Annotated in this window: 16 protein-coding genes; 9 read left to right on the top strand and 7 right to left on the bottom strand. The window is 74.1% G+C overall.

Annotated elements, in window-relative coordinates; genetic code table 11:
* The first annotated feature begins 15 nt into the window (after positions 1-15).
* The gene (locus ACZ6K0_RS12705) at positions 16-1,245 is read left to right on the top strand and encodes a serine hydrolase domain-containing protein (protein WP_376399193.1); all 1,230 of its coding nucleotides are present in this window, start codon (positions 16-18) and stop codon (positions 1,243-1,245) included.
* Here the strand turns inward: ACZ6K0_RS12705 and ACZ6K0_RS12700 are convergent.
* The 7 genes from ACZ6K0_RS12700 to lanM all read right to left on the bottom strand — a co-directional run bounded on the left by ACZ6K0_RS12700 (position 1,224) and on the right by lanM (position 11,307).
* Positions 1,224-1,841 carry an NUDIX hydrolase gene (locus tag ACZ6K0_RS12700; RefSeq protein ID WP_469231981.1) on the bottom strand — a complete coding sequence of 206 codons (618 nt, stop codon included), beginning with the start codon at positions 1,839-1,841 and terminating at the stop codon, positions 1,224-1,226. The two genes, ACZ6K0_RS12705 and ACZ6K0_RS12700, sit on opposite strands and share 22 nt — an antisense overlap.
* The gene (locus ACZ6K0_RS12695; RefSeq protein ID WP_469231979.1) at positions 1,838-2,635 is read right to left on the bottom strand and encodes a methyltransferase domain-containing protein; all 798 of its coding nucleotides are present in this window, start codon (positions 2,633-2,635) and stop codon (positions 1,838-1,840) included. The genes ACZ6K0_RS12700 and ACZ6K0_RS12695 overlap by 4 nt, the downstream gene beginning before the upstream one ends.
* Positions 2,623-3,087, bottom strand: coding sequence for an NUDIX hydrolase (locus ACZ6K0_RS12690; protein WP_469231977.1), 465 nt, complete (start codon positions 3,085-3,087; stop codon positions 2,623-2,625). The genes ACZ6K0_RS12695 and ACZ6K0_RS12690 overlap by 13 nt, the downstream gene beginning before the upstream one ends.
* A 202-nt stretch (positions 3,088-3,289) precedes the next feature.
* Positions 3,290-4,432, bottom strand: coding sequence for an AI-2E family transporter (locus tag ACZ6K0_RS12685; RefSeq protein ID WP_376399182.1), 1,143 nt, complete (start codon positions 4,430-4,432; stop codon positions 3,290-3,292).
* A 140-nt stretch (positions 4,433-4,572) separates the two neighbouring features.
* Positions 4,573-7,494 (bottom strand): helix-turn-helix transcriptional regulator, encoded by a 2,922-nt coding sequence (locus ACZ6K0_RS12680; protein ID WP_469231974.1) that lies wholly within the window; start codon positions 7,492-7,494, stop codon positions 4,573-4,575.
* Positions 7,495-7,696: 202 nt separating this feature from the next.
* On the bottom strand, positions 7,697-7,996 hold the full coding sequence (locus ACZ6K0_RS12675; RefSeq protein WP_469231973.1) for a hypothetical protein: 300 nt from the start codon (positions 7,994-7,996) through the stop codon (positions 7,697-7,699).
* Entirely contained in the window at positions 7,993-11,307 is a 3,315-nt protein-coding gene (gene lanM, locus ACZ6K0_RS12670) for a type 2 lanthipeptide synthetase LanM (RefSeq protein WP_469231971.1), read from the bottom strand. The genes ACZ6K0_RS12675 and lanM overlap by 4 nt, the downstream gene beginning before the upstream one ends.
* Before the next feature lie 317 nt (positions 11,308-11,624).
* On the opposite strand from lanM, the gene ACZ6K0_RS12665 reads away from it, so the two are divergent.
* The 8 genes from ACZ6K0_RS12665 (at position 11,625) to ACZ6K0_RS12630 (ending at position 20,977) form a co-directional block, all read left to right on the top strand.
* The gene (locus tag ACZ6K0_RS12665; RefSeq protein WP_469231969.1) at positions 11,625-12,986 is read left to right on the top strand and encodes a helix-turn-helix domain-containing protein; all 1,362 of its coding nucleotides are present in this window, start codon (positions 11,625-11,627) and stop codon (positions 12,984-12,986) included.
* A gap of 321 nt (positions 12,987-13,307) precedes the next feature.
* Positions 13,308-13,712 (top strand): cobalamin B12-binding domain-containing protein, encoded by a 405-nt coding sequence (locus ACZ6K0_RS12660; RefSeq protein ID WP_376399170.1) that lies wholly within the window; start codon positions 13,308-13,310, stop codon positions 13,710-13,712.
* A complete protein-coding gene (locus tag ACZ6K0_RS12655) occupies positions 13,709-15,289 on the top strand; it encodes a methylaspartate mutase (RefSeq protein ID WP_469231967.1) in 1,581 nt (526 codons plus the stop codon). Before ACZ6K0_RS12660 ends, ACZ6K0_RS12655 begins: the two co-directional genes overlap by 4 nt.
* Before the next feature lie 7 nt (positions 15,290-15,296).
* Positions 15,297-16,316, top strand: coding sequence for an asparagine synthetase A (locus tag ACZ6K0_RS12650; protein ID WP_469231965.1), 1,020 nt, complete (start codon positions 15,297-15,299; stop codon positions 16,314-16,316).
* Entirely contained in the window at positions 16,313-17,686 is a 1,374-nt protein-coding gene (locus ACZ6K0_RS12645; protein ID WP_469231964.1) for a glutamate synthase-related protein, read from the top strand. The genes ACZ6K0_RS12650 and ACZ6K0_RS12645 overlap by 4 nt, the downstream gene beginning before the upstream one ends.
* Entirely contained in the window at positions 17,683-19,065 is a 1,383-nt protein-coding gene (locus tag ACZ6K0_RS12640; protein ID WP_469231962.1) for an MFS transporter, read from the top strand. The genes ACZ6K0_RS12645 and ACZ6K0_RS12640 overlap by 4 nt, the downstream gene beginning before the upstream one ends.
* On the top strand, positions 19,058-20,632 hold the full coding sequence (locus ACZ6K0_RS12635; protein WP_376399156.1) for an amidase family protein: 1,575 nt from the start codon (positions 19,058-19,060) through the stop codon (positions 20,630-20,632). The genes ACZ6K0_RS12640 and ACZ6K0_RS12635 overlap by 8 nt, the downstream gene beginning before the upstream one ends.
* A gap of 126 nt (positions 20,633-20,758) precedes the next feature.
* Positions 20,759-20,977: an MbtH family protein gene (locus ACZ6K0_RS12630; RefSeq protein ID WP_376399153.1), complete on the top strand. Its 219-nt coding sequence runs from the start codon at positions 20,759-20,761 to the stop codon at positions 20,975-20,977.
* The last annotated feature ends 56 nt before the right edge of the window (positions 20,978-21,033 follow it).

The following is a 21,033-nucleotide window of genomic DNA, read 5'->3' as shown; positions in this document are numbered from 1 at the left end:
ACAAGGAGATTCATGATGAGCGAAGACGACAAGGGCTTTTCCGAAGCCGGGCTGCGCAAGCTGCGCGAGGTGCTGGCGCGGCACGTCGAGTCCCAGCGGATTCCCGGGCTGGTCGCCCTGGTCGGCCGTGGCGGCCGGACACACGTCGAGGCGATCGGGACGATGCGCCACGACGGTGGCGCGCCGATGCGTCGGGACACGATCTTCCGGATGGCGTCCACGACCAAGCCGGTCACCATGGCGGCGGCGATGGTCCTGCTCGACGAGTGCAGGCTGCGCCTCGACGAACCGGTGGATCCGTGGCTGCCCGAACTCGCCGACCGGCGGGTGCTGAAGCGGCCCGACGGCCCCCTGGAGGACACCGTGCCGGCACATCGGCCGATCACCGTACGGGACCTGCTGACCTCCACGTTCGGGCTCGGCATGGACTTCGCGTTGCTGGGCGCCCCGATCAGGGCCGCGACCTTCGAGCGGACCGACTACAGCGTGGCATCCGGGCCGGCGCCCGAACCGGACGAGTGGATGCGCCGCCTCGGCGAGCTGCCGCTGTCGTACCAGCCCGGCGAGCGGTGGCAGTACGACCTCAGCAACGAAGTGCTCGGCGTGCTGGTGGCCAGGGTCACGGGCCGGCCGTTGGAGACGTTCCTGCGCGAACGCGTCCTCGACCCGCTGGGCATGAAGGACACCGGGTTCCACGTGCCCGCCGAGAAGATCGACCGGCTGCCGCCCCTCTACGGCCCCGACCCGCAGACCGGGGAGTTCCTCGTCTGGGACGAGGCGGCCGGCGGCCGGAGCAGCAGCCCTCCGGCGTTCCAGGGCGCCGGCGGTGGCCTGGTCTCCACCGTCGACGACTACCACGCCTACTTCCGGATGCTGCTGAACCACGGCATGCACGGCGGCGAACGGATCCTGTCCCGGCCCGCCGTCGAGCTGATGACCACCAACCGGCTCACCCCCGAGCAGCAAGCCGCCCGGACCGCCATGTACAGGAACATCGCCCATGTCACGGTCGGCCAAGGACAGCACGGCGGCTGGGGCTTCGGCATGGCGGTACGCACCCACCGCGGCGACCACGCCCCCATCGGCCAGTTCGGCTGGGACGGCGGCACCGGCACCACGGCCTACGCCGACCCGCGGAATCAGCTCACCGGAATCCTGCTCACGCAGGTAGGGATGTCCACCCCGGACTCGGCACGACTCATCCACGACTTCTGGACCACGCTCTACCAGGCCGTCGAAGACTGAGCCGGGCCGTCCCATACGGGCTGCTCAGGCCGGTCGAGCTGCTCAGGCTGCTCCGGCCGTGGCCGGGTGTCGGCGGTCGGTGCGGGGACGATGTGGAGTCTGTCGGTGTCCGGGGTGTAGGCGATCGGGTCGTCGGGTTCCTGGAAGTGGAGCGCGAGCCGGGCCCCGGCGCGGTAGGCGTCGAGTCCGGCCCGGCAGTACGCGACCATCGGCTCCGGCAGCGCGTCGAAGGGGAACCAGCCCATGGCGTCGCACTTCTCGGGTTCCCTGACCTCCGCCGTGCCCTGCCAGCGGCGGACCTCGAAGAAGAATCCGACCCGCGTGCGTCCGCCCGGCGAGCGGTGGTGCACGGTGAGAGCGGCGCGGACGTCGGCCGGGTCCACGACGAGCCCCGTCTCCTCGCGTGTCTCCCGTACGAGTGCGGCGACCACGTCCTCGGGCGGGCCGTCCACATGGCCCGAGACCGCGTGCCACAGGCCGGCCGCGTAGACGGATCCGGCCCGGCGGGACAGCAGGACCTCCGGTCCCGCCGCCCCGTCGCGGATCGCGATCAGGTGCACGTCCAGCGGCACGGTGTGCCGTCCGGCGCCGCTCATCGGGCGGCTCCCGGCTCGCGGCGGGCCAGTGTGTGCACGAGACGCCCGAGGTGGCGGTAGGGATCGCGCGTCGAGGCGGCCCACTCCGTCTCCAGCGCTCGCGCGTACGTGTCGGGGCCGGGGGTCCAGCCGTCGTCGTGGTGGTGGTCGTGGAGGATCCGCACGCCCTGCCACGGCAGCGGCGTGAGGCCGTGCTCGGACGCCAGCCGGTCGAGCTCCTCGGCGGTGTCCCCTCGCGTGTCCAGGCCGAGGTTGCCGACGCTCGTGTCGGTGTCGGTGCCGTGCTCGATGAGACGCCGCGCCGCCGCGTACTCACCGCGCAGGGCCTCCCGGAAGCCGATCGCGGCCCGGTTCTTCGTGAGCACGCTCAGCAGTCCGCCCGGTGCGACCAGTCCCGCCAGGCGGGCGACCGCGCCCGACGTGTCGTCCAGGTACATCAGCACGCCGTGGCAGCACACCGCGTCGAACCGCTCCCGGTCGAAGGGGAGGTCGTGGACGCCGGCTTCGAGGAGCCGGACCCGCTGGGCGAGTTCGGGCCGGGCGGCCAGGCGGCGGGTCGCGGCGTCGAGCATCCCGGCCGACGGGTCGGCGGCGGTCACGTGGTGTCCGGCCGCGGCGAGCCGGAGCGTCGTCTCGCCGTCGCCGCAGCCGACGTCCAGGACGCGCACGGGACGGGCGGGCAGTTCGGCCCGGAGACGTAGCTCGACGAGATCGTGACGCAGGCGGCCCCGCGCCGTACGGGAGTGTTCCGCGTACGAGGTGCCCACGGCGGCGAAGTCCGTCAACGCGCCCACCCCAGCTCCGTGTAGACGCGGCCCGCCCGGATCCCTTCGATCGCGGCGCGGGTGTACGGGACGATCGGCTCGGGCAGGTCCTTGACGCCGTGCCACTCCCAGCCGACGCACTTGTCCGGTTCACGCACCTCGGGCACGCCTTCCCAGTGGCGGGCGCGGAAGAAGAAGCCGATGCGGGGCCGGTCCCCGGGCCGGTCCATCGTGTGCACGGTGTGCACGAGTTCGAGGTCGGCCGGGTCGATCACCAGACCGGCCTCCTCGTAGGCCTCCCGGACCAGGCCCGCGGTCGCCGGCTCCGCCTCGAGGTGTCCGGCCAGCGCGTGCCAGGACCCGCCCGCGTACGCCGACCGGGGATGGCGGCGGCCGAGCAGCACCTGGCCGTCCCGCTCCAGGTAGAGGTGGACGCCGACGACGTTCAGCACGGTCTCACGCGGGGGAAGCAGGGGGTCCATGGCGTTCTCCAGGGGGAGCGATGCGGGGTGTCGTGGAGCTCAACGACACCGCCGGACCTGTCGAACACATGTGTTTCGGACGCTCTGGGGACCCCATGACAGAGCGAAAATACGTTCGTGTCGGGTGCACGGACCCTTGCCGCACACGGATCGCGGCGCGGTGCTGCCGTGGCCGAATCACACCGTGTGCGTGCGCTGCGGGCTACGTCGTGACGGGCTCGACCGTCGTGGGGGTGGGTGTGGGTGTCGTCACGGGCGGTTCGGCGGGGTGTGCTGCCTCTTCGGGGTCCTGGAGTTCCTCGCGCACGTAGTTCCAGACCACCGCGATCAGCGCGGCCACGGGCACGGCGAGCAGGCTGCCCACGATGCCGGCCAAGCTGCCGCCGAGCGTCACCGCCAGCAGGATGACCGCCGCGTGGAGGCCCAGGCCGCGGCTCTGGAGCATGGGCTGGAAGACGTTGCCCTCCAGCTGCTGGACGACCACGATGATCGCCAGCACGAGCAGCGCGTCGGTCGGGCCGTTCGACACCAGGGCGATGAGGACCGCGACCAGACCCGCGAACAACGCGCCGATGATCGGGACGAACGCGGACACGAACGTCAGGACGGCCAGCGGCAGCACCAGGGGCACGTCGAGGATCCACAGGCCCAGGCCGATGAGGACGGCGTCGAGCAGGCCGACGAACGCCTGGGAGCGGACGAACGCGCCCAGCGTCTCCCAGCCGCGTTCCGCCACGACCGGGATGTCGGTGGCGAGCCGGCCCGGGAGCTGCCGGGTGAGCCACGGCAGGAAACGCGGTCCGTCCTTGAGGAAGAAGAACATCAGGAAGAGCGCGAGGAAGGCGGTGACCACGCCGTTGAAGACGGTGCCGACCCCCGACGCGACGGCGGTGACCATGCTGCCGATGCTGTCCTGGAGGCGGGCGACGGCGGAGTCCAAGGCGCCGGTGATCTGGGTGTCGCCGATGTTCAGGGGCGGCCCGGCCGCCCACGCGCGCAGCCGCTGGATCCCTTCGATCACGCCGTCGCTCAGCTCACCGGACTGCGACGCCATCGGTACGGCGATCAGGGCGACGACGCCGGCGACGAGCAGGAGGAAGAACACCGTCACCGAGGCCGCGGCCAGGGCGGGCGGCCAGCCGTGCCGACGCAGGAACCGGGTCGCCGGCCAGGTCAGGGTCGTGAGGAACAAGGCCGCGATCAGCGGCCACACTATGGACCACATGCGGCCCACGAGCCACAGGGTCACCGCGGCCATCAGCAGCACGAGGAGTGACTCGGCGGAGAAGCGTGCGGCTGTCCGGAGCGCGGCAGCGGATTTCGTGGAACTCAGCATGGGAGACATCCAAGCACTCCGGTGAGACGACGCACGACGCGCCGACGGCCCCGCCACCCCCGGCCGGTGACAACCGTTCCTGGCCTGCGGCAGCCGTTCCTGGCCGACGTCAGCCGTTCCCGGCCGGCGTCAGCCCTTCCCCGTCGGCGTCAACCGTTCCTGGCCGCCGCGTCCGACGCGGACAGGTCGCACAGTGCCTCGCGGTCCGGCCGCGCCGTCTTGGTCACCAGGGCCGCCACATGCTTCTCGACCGTCCGCGGCGAGATGTAGAGACGGCCCGCGATGGCCTTGTTGCTCAAACGTTCCGCCAGTAACTGGAAGACCTCGTACTCCCGGACCGTCACCCCCAGCGCCCGCAGCGGCGCCGGAATGCGGTCCGCGCCGCTGCGCCGCTGCCGGACCGAGACACCGAACTGGCGCAGCAGCGCCCGGCAGGCTCCCGCCACGTCCGGCACCGACGCGGCGTGGAAGTGCTCCTCCGCGCGGCGCAGCCACGCGGCCGGATCACCCCAGCCGTTCTCCAGCGCCGCCTCGGCCGTCAGCCGCAGCCCCAGATGGAGCGCGGTCGGATAGGGCGCGGCCAGGACCTCCGCCTCGGCGACCGCCGACGCCGCCGCCGACGCCTCGCCCGAGCGGCCCAGCAGCACCGCGTGGGCCAGCAGCACGAACTGCCGGTTCCAGCGCATCCGGCTCGCCGACGTGGCGGCCGTACGGTGGTAGTGGTCCCAGTCGGCCTCACCGGCCAGTACGTCGAGGAGCAGCCGCAGTCCGTGCAGGCCGCTGAGATGGAACGTCGTCGGACTGTCCCGTTCCTGGGCGCGCGCCTTCTCCAGCTCGCGCAGCGCCAGCGGCCGGTTCTCCTCAAGGAGCGCGCAGAACGCCCGCGCGAGGCCGAAGCACAGCGGTTCCTCCTGCGAGCCCGCCCCGTCCCAGCCGGCGAACTCCCGCAGCGCGCCCTCCATCGCCGGCCGGTCGCCCTGGTGCGCCGCCAGTGTCGCCCGGGTCATCAGCACGTACCGGACCACCGGAGCGAGCCGCAGCCGGGCCGCCGTCGTGAGGATCTCGTCGCTGAGCCGCGCGGCCTCGTCGAACCGGCCGCAGAGCACCTCCTGGAGGACGAGGATCGCGTCGATCGAGTACGCGATGGTGACCGCGCCGAGCCGGAGCGCCTCGTCGCGCGCCTGCTCCAGGGAACGCGTCTCCCCGTCCGCCAGCCACTGGTTCCCGCCGATGCGCACCAGCGCGTACGTGCGCGGTATCGGCAGCCGGTGCTGCTCGGCGATCCGCCGGGCCCGCTCGAAGCACAGCCGGGCCTCGTCCAGATCACGCTCCCGCGCCAGCACCCCGAGCAGCTCCCAAGCCTGGCAGGCCACCGCGGGCTGCGGTCCCGCCTCGGCCGCCGAGACCGCGGTACGGGCCAGCTTCTCGGCCGTCTCCGTACGGTCGGGTCCCGGAGTGTCCAGCGCCAGATACGCGGCCACCACGTCGACGGCGGCCGACTGCGCCGGGTCGCGCACGGTCCTCAGCAGGGCCCGGGCCTCGGCGATCTGCGCGTTGCCGTCGGCCCAACGGCCCGCCAGGTGGGCCACCTTGGCCAGCCGGGTGTGCAGCGCGGCGAGGCGGCCGGCCTCCACCCCCGCGCCGACCAGCTCGTGCAGGCCCTCCGCGAGCCCGAAGGCGCGGTCGAACTCACCGCTCTCCGCCAGCGCGGGCAGCAGCGGCTCCAGCACCTCCGCCCGGGCCACCCCGTCCTGCCGCTTCGCCAGCAGCTCGTCGGCGCCCAGCAGCAGCGACACCCCCGAGCCCACGGCACCGTCCGCCAGCGCGCGCCGGCCCGCCTCCGTGAACAGCCGCGCCGCGCCCACCGGATCACCCGCGTCCCGGCGCAGCGCCGCCACCAGCGCACACCACTCGCCCGGCAGCCCGGGGTGCAGCTCCTCCACGACCTCGGCCGCCCGGCCCGACAGCTTCGCCCGGTCGGTGGGGGTCAGCTGGGCCAGCAGGGCCTCGGCGGTCAGCGGATGCCGGAACGCGTACCAGTCGGGAGCCGGTTCGTCCGGCACCACCAACTGCGCGGCCACGCCCGCGTGCAGATGGCTGAGCAGCCCGTGGTCGTCGATGCCGGACATCCGCTGGAGCACCGGCAGCGGGAAGCGGCGCCCGAGCACGGCCGCCGCCGACAGCAGCATCCTGCCCTGCGGCCCCAGCCGGTCCGTACGGTGGGCGATGCCCCGCACCAGCGTGCTCGGCACCTCCGTGCGCAGCGGGCCGACGACCTCCCAGGCGACGCCCCGGTGCACCACCGACCCGTTGCCGATCATGCCGTGGAGCAACTCCTCGACGACGAACGGGTTCCCGACGCTGGTGTCCCACAGCCGCGCCACGAGCTCGCCGGGTACCCGGTCCGCCTCGGTGTCCAGGCAGGAGGCGAGCATCCGGGCCACCTCGGACCGGTCCAGCGGCCCCAGACCGAGCAGGACGCCGGAGCGCCGCTGGGTCACCGAGTGCGCCAGGTCCAGGGCGGCGCACGGCTCCGCACGGGTGGTGGCGAGCAGGACCACCGGCAGGTGCTCCAGGTTGTCCACCAGGTATTCGAGGACGACCAGGGTCTCGGTGTCGGCGTCGTGCAGGTCCTCCAGGACCACCAGGGCCCCGCGCTCCCTGGCGACCACGGACAGCAGCCGCAGGACGGCCTCGGCGAGCACCACCAGCGAACCGCCGGTCTGCGCCTCGCCCGCCCAGTCGGGGACCAGACGCCCCAGCACCGGCCGGTACGCTCCGAGCGCGGCCTCGTCCCACGGCTCGCCGCCGCGGAAGAGCGACATCAGGGCCTCGGTGAGCGGACGGAACGGCACCATCGGCCCGATCGTGCTGCCCCGGCCGCGCAGCACCCGCATGCCGGCGGAGAAGGCCCGGCCCGTCGCCTCGGCGGCCAGCCGTGATTTGCCGACACCGCCGTCGCCGACCAGGAACACCGTGCTGCCGCGCTGCCCACGAGCGATGTCGAGGGCGCGCTCCAACTGGGCGATTTCCGCGTCACGTCCGACGAGGTGGGGCGCTCGGGGATGCATACCCGCGAATTTACCTGTTCATGGCAGGGCATAAGTGGCGCTTCGATCAGGTGCTCGTGATGCCCCGAGCGATATGAGCCACCGCCGCCCCGGAGCCGCCCCGGGACCCGCGCCACACGCCGCCGGCGGCCGCCTCCACGGGGATCGGAGGGCGGCCGCCGGCGGGGCGGGGACGTCCGGTCCGGACGTCGCGTCGGGGGCGTCAGATCGGCAGGATCGGGACGCTCACGGTGGTGTCGATGTCGTTGAGGATCGCCACGAGTCCGGTGCCGAGGGCGAGACCCGCGAGGGCCCGGGCACGGGCCGTGGCGCGGCCGCGTCCGGAGAGCGCGATGCGCCCGGCCGGCTCCACCGCGCCGGTGGCCCCCGTGAGGCCCTCGGAGGTCGTGTCGGTCAGCGCGGCGACGGTCTCGTGGGACGGCGTCTGCGGGTTCATGGAGATCCTTTCGGGGGTGCGGTCGGTGTGGAGCGCGTGCCGTACGGAGGAGGGGGGCGGGGTCACCGCTTCCCCGGGGTGGGGTCGAGGAGGAGCACGGAGGGGACGGTCTCGGCGAAACCCAGCCGCAGCAGGGCGTAGCCGATGCCGGACGATCCGGTGAGGAGCCCGGGGGAGGGCACCGTGTTCGGGGTGGAGCAGCGTGGCCCGTGCCGGTCCAGCGCGCCGAGCACGAGACCGGCCCGGTGGGTGAGCCGGCCGGCGGCCCCGGGGAGTCCGTGCGCGGCGGCGACGGCCAGCGTCTCCAGCGTGCCCATTTCCCCGTGACACAAGCTGAGATCGCTCAGGGGCGGGCGCTCTCCGGCGATGCGGGCCCACAGGGCGTCGGCCGTCGTCGTGGTGGTGGCTTGGGTCGGCGTCGGAGTCGGCGTCGGCATGGGCGTCGGCATCTGCGCCGGTCCCGTTCCGGCCACCGTGGCCAGGAGGGTGCCGGAGAGGCCCGAGCACCAGCCGATGTCCGCGGCCCGGTCCTCGACGGCGGTGCCGGCCGGTGCCGGGGCGAGCAGCGCCCGCCCCGCAGCGGCGTAGGCGCCGTCCGGCGAGGCGGCGGCCGTCCCGTAGCGGCTCAGCGCCCAGCCCGCGCCGGCCCGTCCCCGCAGGAAGCCGTCCGGGAGGGCTCCGGCCGCCGGGAGCAGCAGGCCGGCCAAGTCCGCGGCGAGCGCGGCGGCCTGCGGCAGCCCGGACTCCCGGTGCACCGCGAGCAGCGCCGCGAGCCCTCCCGCGAGCCCGCCGCCGACGTCGGCCGAGGGCCCGCCGCCGAGCTCGGCCCAGGGTCCGGCCTGCTCGTCGTCCGTACGAGCCGACATGGCCAGTGCTTCCAGCGCGAGCGGCAGGCAGTCGCCGAGCCGGTCGTCGCCGAGCAGGGTGGTGAGCCGGGCGAGCGCGTAACAGAGCCCGCCGAGGCCGTGGAATCCACCGGGCCCGACCGCACGGCTCAGCTCCGGGTCGGAGGCGAGCGCGCGGACCAGCCGCGGCAGCGGCCGTACCGCCCGGGATGCCAGGTCCGTGTAGCGGCCGACGCCGGTCAGCCGGCCCAACTGGGCGAGGAACAGCGCCACTCCGGTGTAGCCGTCGGCGAGACCGGCACCCATCGGGGTCACCGCCCAGTGTCTGCCGTCGACGAGCTCCAGGCCGATCCAGTTGGCACGGGAGTCGTCGCGGACCGCGCGGCCCACGATCTCGTCGGCGATGCCGCAGGCCGCGGCGAGCAGCCGTCGCGGTTCCGGCACCGAGGCGGGTGCGGGGGGAAAGGCCGGGGCGTCGGCGCGGTGCGTGACGCGGCGGGCCCGGTGGGTGGAGAGCGCGGCGGAGATCAGCCACTCCTGGTGGTGACGGTCCACCTCTCCCAGCGCGGAGATCTTCTCCTCGGTGGCGACGAGTCCGGGCGCGGCCAGCAGGTCCGGCAGCCGTGCCCCACGGGACGACCAGGCGTCGGCGGACCCGGGCCGGTGGACGAACACCGGGATGTCGCCGTCCCAGAGGTCCGCGATCTCGTGCTCGACCAGGCGCTGCCGCACCGGGTCGCCCGCGGACTCGGCGTACAGCAGGGAGAACAGCACGTCCCGGTCGACGGCGTCGCCGAGGACGTCCGGATGGGCCGACTCGTCGAGGAGCGTCCCGTACAGCCGGGTCGCCCGCCCCACGAAGCGGGCCGGCGCGGTACCGAAGGCGGCCAGCGGGCCGTCCGGCGCGAGGAGTTCCCCCCGGTGCGCGACCAAGGTGTCGTAGCCCAACCGGAATCCGGTCAGCAGCGCCGCCTCGTACGCGCCCGGGTCGATCTCCCGGCCGTCCAGCGACGGACGGTTGGGACTGCCGGTGTACGGAACACGGCGGCGCACCAGGTGCATCGTGTCGGTCCCGGCGTCCGCCCAGTCGACGACATCGGCGGGGGACAGGGCGGCCTGACCGCCGCCGACGCCCGAGATGTCGAGCGCCCCGTGCTCGCCGATCAGCAACTGGGGGAGCAGACACGTCCGGTGGACGGAGGCGGCGAGGGCCAGCGCGGCCGGGTCGGGGCCCGCCGTGGTGGCCGCCGGCACCGAGGGGTGCAGCAGCGTCTCCACGTCGACGAGCACCGGCTGGTCCCCGCAGGCCACGAGGTTCTCGCAGTGCATGTCCGCGCCGTCCACCGCGTACAGCAGAGCGAGCAGCGCGCCCTGCCGCCGGTAGAACAGGTCGGCCTCGCCGACCGACCGGCAGGGCCGGTGGCCGACGAACTCCAGCCAGCCGTAGCCGTCGCGGCGCAGGACCTTCACCGTACGCAGGCCGAGGCCGGGCAGGCGGTCGTCGAGCCAGCCCACGAGCCGGTCGAAGCAGGCGTGCTGGTCGAGCGGGCGGGGTTTGTACACCACCGTGCGGCCGTCGGCGAAGCGGAGCATCGCCACCGCGCGGCCCTGCTGATGGGTGTCCCCCTGGCCGAGGTCCACGGCGGTCAGCGCACCGGGGTCGATGCCGCCGAGGAGTTCCTCCACGATCGCGGCCCGATCGGCGACGAAACGCTCCAGGAGCTCGGCGGTGGCGGCGGTGGCGTACCCGCACTCGGTGCCCAACAGGCGTGCGAGCACCGGATACCGGCCGAACAGTCCGGCCAAGGGGTGCCGCGTCCCGAGTTCCGCGGCGAAGCCGGCGAAGCGCCGCTCGGGCGTGGCCCCGTCCAGCCGTCCCTCGACGCGTGCGCGGTTCAGTTCGAGGACCAGGGTGCGCGCCGCCGGGGTCACCAGCCGGTGACCGAGCTGCCGCTCGAACCCCGCCCGTACGGCGTCCGCATCGACCTGGCGCGCCAGGTCGGGCAGGGCCCGCAACCGCTCGGCGAGCGCCTCGCCGGCCGCCCGGGTGAGGGGTGCCAGCGCACCGGCGAACGCCCGCCGCCACACGTCGTGCCGCGCGGCCGTGTCCGGTCCGGCAGTGCCGGGTCCACCTGCGTGCGCTCCGTCCGAGTCCGGTCCGCCGGTACCCGGTGCGGTCCCCGTGTCCGGGTCAGGCCACAGCGGTGCCGAGGCCACGGCACGCTCCACGAACTCCGCCCACCCGGGCCGCGCGGCCCTGGCCGCCAGCCGCGCCGAGGGCTCGGCCGCCAGGGCGGCGACCGTCGGCACGTCGGCGCCGAGCGCGGCCAGCCGCACCGGGAACGCCTCGTCCTGGCCCAGGGCCGCCACCCGGTCCGCCAGGCGGTCGGCAAGGCGGCCCGCCGCCGGTCCGGCGGGCGCGGCGGCCGGAGCGCCGGGTGCCGCGAGCCGCTCCCGCAGATGGAGGGCGGGCGCCCACCAACCGGGGGCCAGACCCGTGGTGGTGTCCTGTGTGGAGGTGGTGATGGTCACGTGTGCAACGGTGACAGGCGCACCCCGCCCCCACATGGGGGCATCGCCCCCATGTTTTGCTCCGGCCCCCACCCATTCGCGCGACCCCGCCGCGCCCCGGCCCGATTCCCGTACCCCCACCCGGTACTCGCCCGGTGCCGCCCCGGCCCCGCCCGGTACTCGCTGGGGTCCCGCCAGGTACCCGCCCGCTGCCCGCCCGGCCCACCGGCCCGCCCGCGGCGGCCCCCCGCCCAAATCTGGGGGCGGCAGACCCATGTGGTACGTGCCCGACCGTTCCGACCATGGGTGATGCCAGGACCGATCAAGGGAGGGGACCCATGACCACAGTCATCGAGACGGACCAGTTCGGCGGGCTGCTGCGCGACCACCGCAGACGCAGCGGCATGACCCAGCAGCAGATGGCCGATCTGGCCACGCTCAGCGTCAGGGCGATACGGGACCTGGAGAGCGGCCGCGCCCGCCGCCCCCGGCAGGAGACGGTACGGCTGCTCGCCGACGTCCTGCGGCTCACCGGAGCGGCCCGCGACGCGTTCCACGACGCGGGACGCAGCCACCTCCCGCCCGAGGGCTCCGGCGCCGCAGGACCCGAGACCTGCTCGCCGCCCGTGCTGCACGGTACGACGGTCGGACGGGAGCACGAAATCCAGTATCTCGTCGAGCTGTTGACGGTCGATCAGCAGAGACTGGTGAGCGTCGTCGGTCTGGGAGGGGTCGGCAAGACCCGTCTCGTACGCGAGGCGGCGGGGACCCTGCGCGAGCGTCACGGCTGGGAGGTGCTGTGGGTCCCGGCGGCCGGTCTCTCGCCCGACCTGCGGGAGCTGCGCCGGCTCGAACCGGCCGTGACCGACGCCGGAGGCGGTCGCGGACACGACGTCCTGCTCGTCCTGGACGGTCTCGGGCAGCGCGCCGGAGGACCCCTCGTCCACCACCTCCTCGCCCGCGAACCGGGCCTGCGCGTCGTCCTCACCGCACCCGCCCCGTCCTGCCTGACCGGTGAACAGGTCATGCCGATCGGCCCGTTGCCCGTCCCCGGGCACGCGCTCGACCACGATGCCGCCGCGCTCGCCGAGTTCCCCGCCGTCCGGCTGTTCCTGTCCCATCTGCGACGGCTCCGCCCGTACGCCCCCCGTCCCGCCGCGACCCCCGCCGTCGCCGAACTGTGCCGCGCGCTCGACGGCGTCCCGGGCGCGCTGGAGACCACGGCCGCCTGGGGACTCGTCCACTCGCCGGAGGAGCTGCTGCACGCCCTCGCCCGGGACCCCGAGCGTTTCTCGACGCCTCCCGCCTCCTGGGGCACCGCGTCCGGAAGCGGCTCCGGAGCGGTCCGGCGCAGCCTCGCCGTACTCGAACCGCCGCTGCGGGAAGGGCTCTTCGCCCTGGCCGCGCTGCCCGGGAGCTGGACCCTGGAGGAAGCGGGACCGTTCGCCGGCACGTCCCTCGCCGACGCCGCCGCGACGGTGTACGGCCTGCTGATCCACGGCCTGGTCCGCACCGCCGACGAGGACGGCCGGGACCGCTTCCGCGTCCTGCACCGGGTCCGGTCGGCCCTCGCCGGCCGGCCGGCGCCGGCGACGTTCCCCGCGGAGCACGCAATCCCCGAGGCGCACGGAATTTCCGAGGCACACGGAATTTCCGGGGAATACGGCACGGCAGCGAAATCCGTCCCTGCCATGGCCTGATTCCGCCACGACCCGCAGTCGATTCTGCCGGACACCTGCCGCCCGTACTTCCGCCCGGTCTCCGGGGCCGCACCTAGGTTGAAAGCGCGCCCCGATCGGACATTCCCACCGGCATCACCGTCACCACCGTCGCGAGAAACCGGTGAGGGCGTCATCCGTCATGTCGAACGAAGGCAGGCTATGAAAGTGGGCACCCCGGTCACCCCGGTCACCCCGGTCCAGACCCCGGCACGGACTCCGGCACAGATCCCGGTACTTGTTCCGGCCCAGACCCCGGTACAGAGCCCGAGTGCGGAGCTACGGCCCGGCTCCGGACTCAAGGTGATCGTCTCCAGCGTCGCGTCGGACGCACACACCTGGAACCTCGTGTATCTGCAACTGCTCCTCGAAGACCTGGGCCACCAGGTCGCGAACCTCGGAGCGTGCGTGCCCGACGAGCTCCTCGTCCAGGAATGCCGGCGCCGGCGCCCCGACCTCGTGGTGATCAGCAGCGTCAACGGCCATGGCGCCAACGACGGACGACGTGTCGTGCGTGAACTGCGCGGCCATCCCGAGACCGCCGCCATCCCCGTCGTGATCGGCGGCAAGCTCGGCATCGACGGCGTCGGCGGTACCGACCACGCCGCCCTCCTCGAAGCGGGTTTCGACGCGGTCTTCGAGGACGGTGCGGGCCTGGCGTCGTTCGGGTCCTTCCTGAGATCCATCCCGGCGGGCGTGACGACATGACCGCACCCACACACCCCACCCCGACGACCACGGACCGGCCCTCGCCCTCGCCCTCGACGATCACGGACCGGTCGGCGTCCTCGACGCCCGCGGATCGTTCGTCGCCCCCCGGCTCCTTCGGCTCCTTCGGCGCCTTCGTGTCCGACGCGCGGCGCGCCGGCCGCCTCGTGGTCCAGCCCCGCATGGGCATGAGCGACCCGCGTGTCATGCGGGCCGGCCTCGCCGCCACCCGGGCCGCCGACGCCACCACCGTCGGCACCGTCACCCTGGACAGCTACACCCGCGTCGGAGACCAGGCCGCCGCCCGACGCGCCCTCGCCGAAGGCGTCCCGCTCAACGGCTATCCCCTCGTCACCTACGACACCGCCGTCACCCGCTCGCTTCTCGACGGCATCCAGGACCCCGCCTTCCCCGTACAGGTCCGGCACGGCTCCGCCGCCCCGCAGGACATCGTCGCCGCGCTGCTCCTCGCCGGGCTCGACGCCACCGAGGGCGGCCCCGTCTCCTACTGCCTGCCCTACGGACGTACGCCGCTGGCCACCTCCGTCGAGAACTGGGCACGCAGCTGCGAGCTGCTCGCCCGTACCCGGGACCACGGAGCCGACCCCCACCTGGAGACCTTCGGCGGCTGCATGATGGGCCAGTTGTGCCCGCCGAGCCTGCTCGTGGCGCTCAGCGTCCTGGAAGCCCTGTTCTTCGCCCAGCACGGACTGCGCAGCGTCTCCCTCAGCTACGCCCAGCAGACCGATCCCGCCCAGGACGAGGAGGCCCTGCACGCCCTGCGGCGACTCGCGGCGGCGCTCCTGCCCGACCTCGACTGGCACATCGTCGTCTACACGTACATGGGCGTCTATCCGCGCACCCCCGACGGAGCCCGGCTCCTCCTGGAGGAATCGGCACGCCTCGCGGTCCGTACCGGCGCGGCCCGCCTCATCGTGAAGACCGCCGCCGAGGCCCACCGCATCCCGACCGTGCACGAGAACGTCGCCGCCCTCGAAGCCGCGGCACGCGCCGCGGAGGCGGAGACGGCTGCGGGGCGGGCCGCCGGTCAGGCCCCCGGCACCGGAAACCCGGGCAGTCCCGGCACCGGCGTCCCCGGCAGTCCCGGCACCGGCGTCCCGGGCAGTCCCGGCACCGGCATCCCCGACCACGCGATCCCCGGCACCGGCATCCCCGACACCGCGATCCCCGACACCGGCATCCACGCCGAAGCGTCCGCGCTCGTCCAGGCCGTCCTGGAGATCTCGCCGGACCTCGGCCGCGCCCTGCCGCAGGCCTTCGCACGCGGCTACCTCGACGTCCCCTTCTGCCTCCACCCCGACAACGCCCAGCGGACCCGCAGCTACCTCGACACCGACGGACGGCTGCGCTGGTCCGAGATCGGCGCCATGCCGCTCGGCGGCATCGTCGAACTCGGCCACGAGCCCCGCCTGACCTCCAGCGGACTCCTCACCGCTCTCCGCCACGTGGAACGCCGCTTCGACGCCGCGGCCCTCGACCCCTCGCCCACCCACCGGCCCCTCGACGACGGGCACCGCCCGCCGGCCCGCGCGGCCCTCCCCGAAGAAGGACGGTAGACACCTCATGCTGCACATCACGGACCCGGCGGACGGCCCCGCCGTCACGGACCGCCTGCCCGAGGTCCCCGCACGGCACCTGACCGACCCGACGACCCGTGCCGTCGTCCGGCTCCAGAACGGCGTGCTCACGGCCACCCGCGCCTTTCTCCAGGCACACGGCTTCACCGAGATGCTGCTGCCGCTGATCGGCCCGGTCACCGACCCGGGCGTACGCGGTTCCAAGCAGGTCGACGTCGACTACTACGGCCACCGCTACAAGCTCATGACCAGCGCCATCCTCTACAAGCAGGCCTCCCTGCTCGCCTTCGACAAGATCTTCTCCATCGCGCCCTGCATCCGTCTGGAACCCCTGGAGACCGCGAACACCAGCCGTCACCTGGCCGAGTTCCACCAGATCGACGTGGAGGTCTCGGGCGCCTCCCGCGAGGAGATCACCCGGCTCGGCGAGGATCTCGTACGGCACATCGTGCGCGAGGTCACCGAGCGCCACCCCGAGGAGTTCGAGCGGCTCGGCCGCGACACCGGAGCCTTCGCCGAACTCCTCGGCGAGCCCTTCGGCCACCGCACCCACGCCGACGCCGTCGCCGAACTACGCGACATGGGCCACGACCAGAGCGCCGACGCCGAGATCGACTGGCAGGGCGAGGCCCTGCTCTCCGCCAAGTCCGGCCGCCCCTTCTTCGTCACCGACTACCCCAAGGGCTCCCGGGGCTTCTACGACCGCGAGAGCCGCGACGAGCCGGGCACCCTGCGCAACTTCGACATCATCGCGCCCGAGGGCTACGGCGAACTGTGCAGCGGCAGCGAGCGGGAGTTCGAGTACGCCCGGATCGTCGCCCGGATGCGCGAGACCGGCGAGAACCCCGCCAAGTACGGCTGGTACCTCCAGATGGTCCGCGAGGGCATCCCGGACAGCGCCGGCTTCGGCATCGGCCTGGAGCGGTTCACCCGCTACCTCGCGGGACTCGACGCCGTCTGGCAGGCCAGCGCCTACCCGAAGGTCCCGGGAGTGGTCGCCCCGTGAACCCCCGACCCACCGAGGCGGCCCGCGGCGAAACCGGCCTGCGGGCCGACGGATTCCCCGCCGAGGCCGTCCGCGACCGGGCCCGCCGCGGCACCGCCGCCCTCTTCCCGCCCGTGGAGGCGTACGGGCGGACCCTGTTCGGCGCCACGCGGACGCCCGCGCCCGCTGCCCAGGACGCCGACTTCCTCGACGCGCTCCGCCTGGTGCCGCCCGTCTTCATGCCGCGGCGCCTGGAGAAGCTCATCGACCTCGCCCGCGAGCCGATGCACCACGACGTCGACCTCGCCACCACCGTCGGTGCCCTCCACTCCCCGCTGCCCGCCTACCTCTCCGCGTTCGGCTCCACCCAGGTGGCGAGCGCCGACCTCGGCATGGCCGCCAGCCGACAGGCGGGCCGGCTCGGCATCCCGATGGTCATCGGCGAGAACGTCGTGCCCGTCAACGGATACGGGCGCCTCGGCGCCACGCCGTCCGGGGACACCGAGCGGTCGCTGCTCGGCCGCATCCGCGCCTACCTCGACGAAGTCCCCGACGGCACCGGCGGCGTCGCCGTGCAGCAGAGCACCGAGGACGCCGACGCCGAGGTGTGGAACCTCGTCTACAGCGACCCCTCCGCCCGCCCGCTCCTCGAATCGGGGCGCCTCGCCTTCGAACTGAAGGTGGGCCAGGGCGCCAAGCCGGGGCTCGGCGGCATGACCGTCCTGGACCGAGCGGCCGCCGCCCGCGTCGCCGAGCAGTACGCCGTCGACGACGTCCTCGGCGGGGACTCTCGCGGCGGCGACTCCCTCGGCGGGGACGAACGCGTCCTGCGGTGCAGCAGCCCCGGCACCTTCACCGAGGAGATCCTGCGCCAGCAGATCCGCCTGATGCGCAACAACTTCCCGCGCGCCCGCGTGTGGGTGAAGCTCCACCCAGGACGGGACGTCCGCGAGGCCGCCGCCGTCGCCTGGGCGGCCGGCGCCGACGCGGTCACCGTCGACGGCGCGGAGGGCGGCACCGGCTGGGCCCCCCTCGGCTTCCTCGACGGCGTCGGGCTGCCGCTGGGCGAATGCCTGCGCCGCATCGGCCGCCCCGCCGCCGGACTGCTCGTGTCCGGCCGCATGTGGGAGGGCACCCGCGCGGCCAAGGCACTCGCCCTCGGGGCCACGGCCGTCGGGCTCGGACGCGCGGCGCTCCTCGCTGTCGAGGAGGACCCCGAGCGGGGCCTCGAACGGCTCGTGGAGGCCCTCGCCCTGGAACTGCGCCTGCTGATCAGTGCGTTGGGCAAGTACGAGGCGGCCGCCCTCGCCCACGAGGACGTGTGGGCGGCCGGGGCGGGCCTCCCGCACCCGGATCCCTCGCTCGCCACACCGCTGGGCACCCAGCCGTGAGCGGCAGCATGGCCACCGGGCCCGCGCCCACCACCGCCCCTCGCACCGGTGGGCCGGGCCTCACGGACGGCGGCTACCTCGGATTCGCCCTCGCCATGGGCCTGTCCGCGCTCGGCGACGCCGCCTGGTACGTGACGCTCGCCTGGTCGGTCACCGCCGACACCGGCCCGGCCCGGGCGGGCGCGGTCCTCGCGCTCGCCTCCCTGCCTCGGCTGGTCACGCTGCTCGGCGCGGGTGCCGTCGTCGACAGCATGGGCCCGCGCAGGGTCATGGCCGGTGCCGACCTGGCCCGCTGCGCGGTCATGGTCCTCGCGGCCGCCGGTGCCCTCGCCCTGGGCCCCGGGATCCCCCTGCTCGTGGCGGCGGCCGCCGGGCTCGCGCTGTTCGGCGCGTTCTTCATCCCGGCCTCCGGATCGCTGCGCGCCGGGCTTCTGCCCCCCAGCCAGCTGGTCCGCGGCAACGCCCTCTACCTGGGCGCCCTCCGCGGCGGCCAGGCGGCGGGCGGCCCCCTCGGCGGGGTACTGATGGCCCTCGGCGGCATCCCGCTGGTCGCGGCCGTCAACGCCGTGACGTTCGCGGTGTCGGCGGCGGCCGTTCTCCGCGTACGGACACGGGGAAAGCCGCACACCGTGTCGGAGTCGGAGTCGGATTCGGAGTCGGATTCAGGTTCGGCTCCCGGGGCGAGCGGTCCCGAGGTCACGAGGGAAGAGGAAGCCCCCTCCGCCGCGCAGGGGCGCGGTGCCGTCCGCCCCACCGGGGCGCCGCCGCAGGCGTCCTTGGTGGCACGCATCGGCGAAGGGCTCCGCGCCGTGGCCGCCGAGCCACGGCTGCGGGCCGTGATCACCGTGATCGGACTGACCGAGTTCGCCGGCGCGGGGCCGATCAACATCGGCGTGGCGCTGATGGCGAACCGGAACGGTTCCGCCGCCGCCGGAGCCGGCCTGCTCCTGACCGCGTTCACCGTCGGCGCCGCCGCCGGGTTCCTGTTGTCCCTGGTGTGGCCGGCCCGCCACCGTGCGGGACGCGTACTCGTCCTGGGCACCGTCGGGCAGACCCTGTGCCTGGCGGCACTGGCCTGGGCGCCGTCCATGGTCGCGGCGCTGGCGCCCTACGCCGGCCTGGGACTCGTCTCGGCCCTGGTCGGCACCGTGCTGGTGTCGTGCGTGCAGCGCTGGGCGCCCGAAGCCGTACGCGGCCGGGTCGTGTCGATCCAGGCGCTCCTCATTTTTGGTGCCGCGCCCCTCGGCAACCTGGTCATCGGCGTACTCGTCGAGTGGGCCGGCATGACCTGGGCGCTGCTGCTGCACGCCCTGGTCGCCCTGATCGCCGTCGTCATGGTGGCCCTCACCCCGCTCCTCCGGGGGGCCCGCCTTGACTGACCGCCCCCCTGCACCCGGCATCCCCGCCCCGGATCTCCCAGATCTCCGGGACCTCCCAGATCCCCCAGATCTCCGGGACCTGTCAGATCCCCCGGACCTGTCGGATCGCCCGGGTCGCCCGGACCTGCCGGATCGCCCGGGCCGCCCGGATCTCGCGGGCATCCAGGACCGTCCCGTCACCGAGCTCGCGCGGCTGCTGCGCTCGCGCGCGCTCACCAGCACCGACCTGGTCACGGCCTGCCTGGACCGGATCACCGCCGTGGACCCCGTGGTCCGCGCCGTCCTCGCGGTCGACGACACGGCCCTGGCACAGGCCCGCGCCGCCGACCACCGGCACGCCGCCGGGCGGGCCCTGAGCCCCCTGGACGGCATCCCCGTCCTCGTCAAGGACAACATCGACACGGCGGGACTCGCCGGTACGGCAGGCTCCCGGCAGCTCGCCGGGACCCCGCCCGACCGGGACGCGGAGGTCGTCGCCCGGCTGCGGGCGGCCGGGGCCGTGATCCTCGGCAAGACGAACCTCACGGAGTGGGGCAACTTCCGCTCCACCCGCAGCATCGAGGGCTGGTCCGCCGTCGGCGGCCAGACCCGGAACCCGTACGACCCCGAGCACAGCCCCTGGGGCTCCTCCGCCGGTTCGGCCGCCGCCGTGGCGGCCGGGATGGCCCCGCTCGCGCTCGGCACCGAGACGGACGGCTCGCTCGTCTGCCCGGCGGGCGTCTGCGGAGTGGCCGCGATCAAACCCGCCCCCGGCACCCTGCCGTCCGCCGGAGTCGTACCGATCTCCGTCGTGCAGGACTCCATCGGACCGCTCGCGGCACGGCTCGCGGACGCGGCGCTCTGCCTCACGGTCCTGACCGGCCGTCCGCTGCCCACCACCCCGGCACCGCCGGAGTCCGTCCGGGTCGGCCTGTGGCACGTCAAGGGCATGGCGCCCGAGGCCCAGGACCTCGCGGAACGCGCCGCCGAACGACTCCGGGACGCGGGCGCCGTCGTCGTACCCGTCGAGCTCACCCTGCCCAGGGACATGCTCGTCGACGGACTCGACGCGCTCTGCGCCGAGTTCCGGCCGTCCCTGGAGCGGTACTTGAGCGGCCGGCGCAACGCCCCGGCCACCCTCGACGAGGTCATCACGGCGAACCGCGAGGATCCCGAGGAGCTCGCCCTCTTCGGCCAGGAGCTCTTCGAGCTGTGCGCCGCGCTCACCGACGAGGACCGGGCGCTCGCCCCCGACCTGCGGAGACGTACCCGACAGCGGGCCCAGGACCTGCTCGCCACGGCCCTGGCCGAGCACGGCGTGGACGTCCTGATGGCCGCGACCAGCGGACCGGCCTGGCGCATTGCCGACGGGCCCGACCCGTTCACCCGCACCAGTTCCACCCTGCCCGCCCTGGCCGGCCACCCCAACATCGCCGTACCGGCCGGATTCGTCGGCGAACTGCCCGTGGGCATCTCGCTGTTCGGCCCGTGCGACCTGGCGACCCTGCTGCCGTACGCGCTCCTCGTCGAACGCTGCTGCACCGAGCGCCGCACACCGGCCGTTCTGCGCGGCCATTCCCTCCGCTGAGATCCGGATTCGGCTGCCGCCGCACAACTGCCGCCCAGCTGCCCCGGTTGCTGCCTTTCCGGAATTCGCGGCGGCGATAGCTTTCCGTTGTCTCCGAAGAATTGCTTCAGGAACAGGAGAATTCCGATGACCACCAATCCCTTTGAGAACGCCGACGCCGCATACCTGGTGCTGGTCAATCACGAGAACCAGCACTCGCTGTGGCCGGCCGACATCGAGGTCCCGGACGGCTGGAACGTCGTCCACGAAGCCGCCTCCCGGCAGAGCTGCCTCGACTACGTCGACACCCACTGGACCGACATGCGCCCGGCGAGCCTCATCGCCGAGACCGCCGCCGCCGGCTGACCGACCGCTTGACGGCCCGACCGGCCACGGCTCGCCACGCAAGACCGCACGCCACG

The sequence above is a fragment of the Streptomyces sp. NPDC042346 genome, assembly GCF_055581845.1.
This window is presented reverse-complemented; position numbering and strand designations above follow the sequence as displayed.

Excerpts from the sequence above, each read along its gene's own strand:
- ACZ6K0_RS12705 (WP_376399193.1), top strand. The coding sequence starts at position 16 with ATGAGCGAAGACGACAAGGGCTTTTCCGAAGCCGGGCTGCGCAAGCTG.
- ACZ6K0_RS12700 (WP_469231981.1), bottom strand. The coding sequence starts at position 1,841 with ATGAGCGGCGCCGGACGGCACACCGTGCCGCTGGACGTGCACCTGATC.
- ACZ6K0_RS12690 (WP_469231977.1), bottom strand. The coding sequence starts at position 3,087 with ATGGACCCCCTGCTTCCCCCGCGTGAGACCGTGCTGAACGTCGTCGGC.
- ACZ6K0_RS12685 (WP_376399182.1), bottom strand. The coding sequence starts at position 4,432 with ATGTCTCCCATGCTGAGTTCCACGAAATCCGCTGCCGCGCTCCGGACA.
- ACZ6K0_RS12680 (WP_469231974.1), bottom strand. The coding sequence starts at position 7,494 with ATGCATCCCCGAGCGCCCCACCTCGTCGGACGTGACGCGGAAATCGCC.
- ACZ6K0_RS12665 (WP_469231969.1), top strand. The coding sequence starts at position 11,625 with ATGACCACAGTCATCGAGACGGACCAGTTCGGCGGGCTGCTGCGCGAC.
- ACZ6K0_RS12655 (WP_469231967.1), top strand. The coding sequence starts at position 13,709 with ATGACCGCACCCACACACCCCACCCCGACGACCACGGACCGGCCCTCG.
- ACZ6K0_RS12650 (WP_469231965.1), top strand. The coding sequence starts at position 15,297 with ATGCTGCACATCACGGACCCGGCGGACGGCCCCGCCGTCACGGACCGC.
- ACZ6K0_RS12630 (WP_376399153.1), top strand. The coding sequence starts at position 20,759 with ATGACCACCAATCCCTTTGAGAACGCCGACGCCGCATACCTGGTGCTG.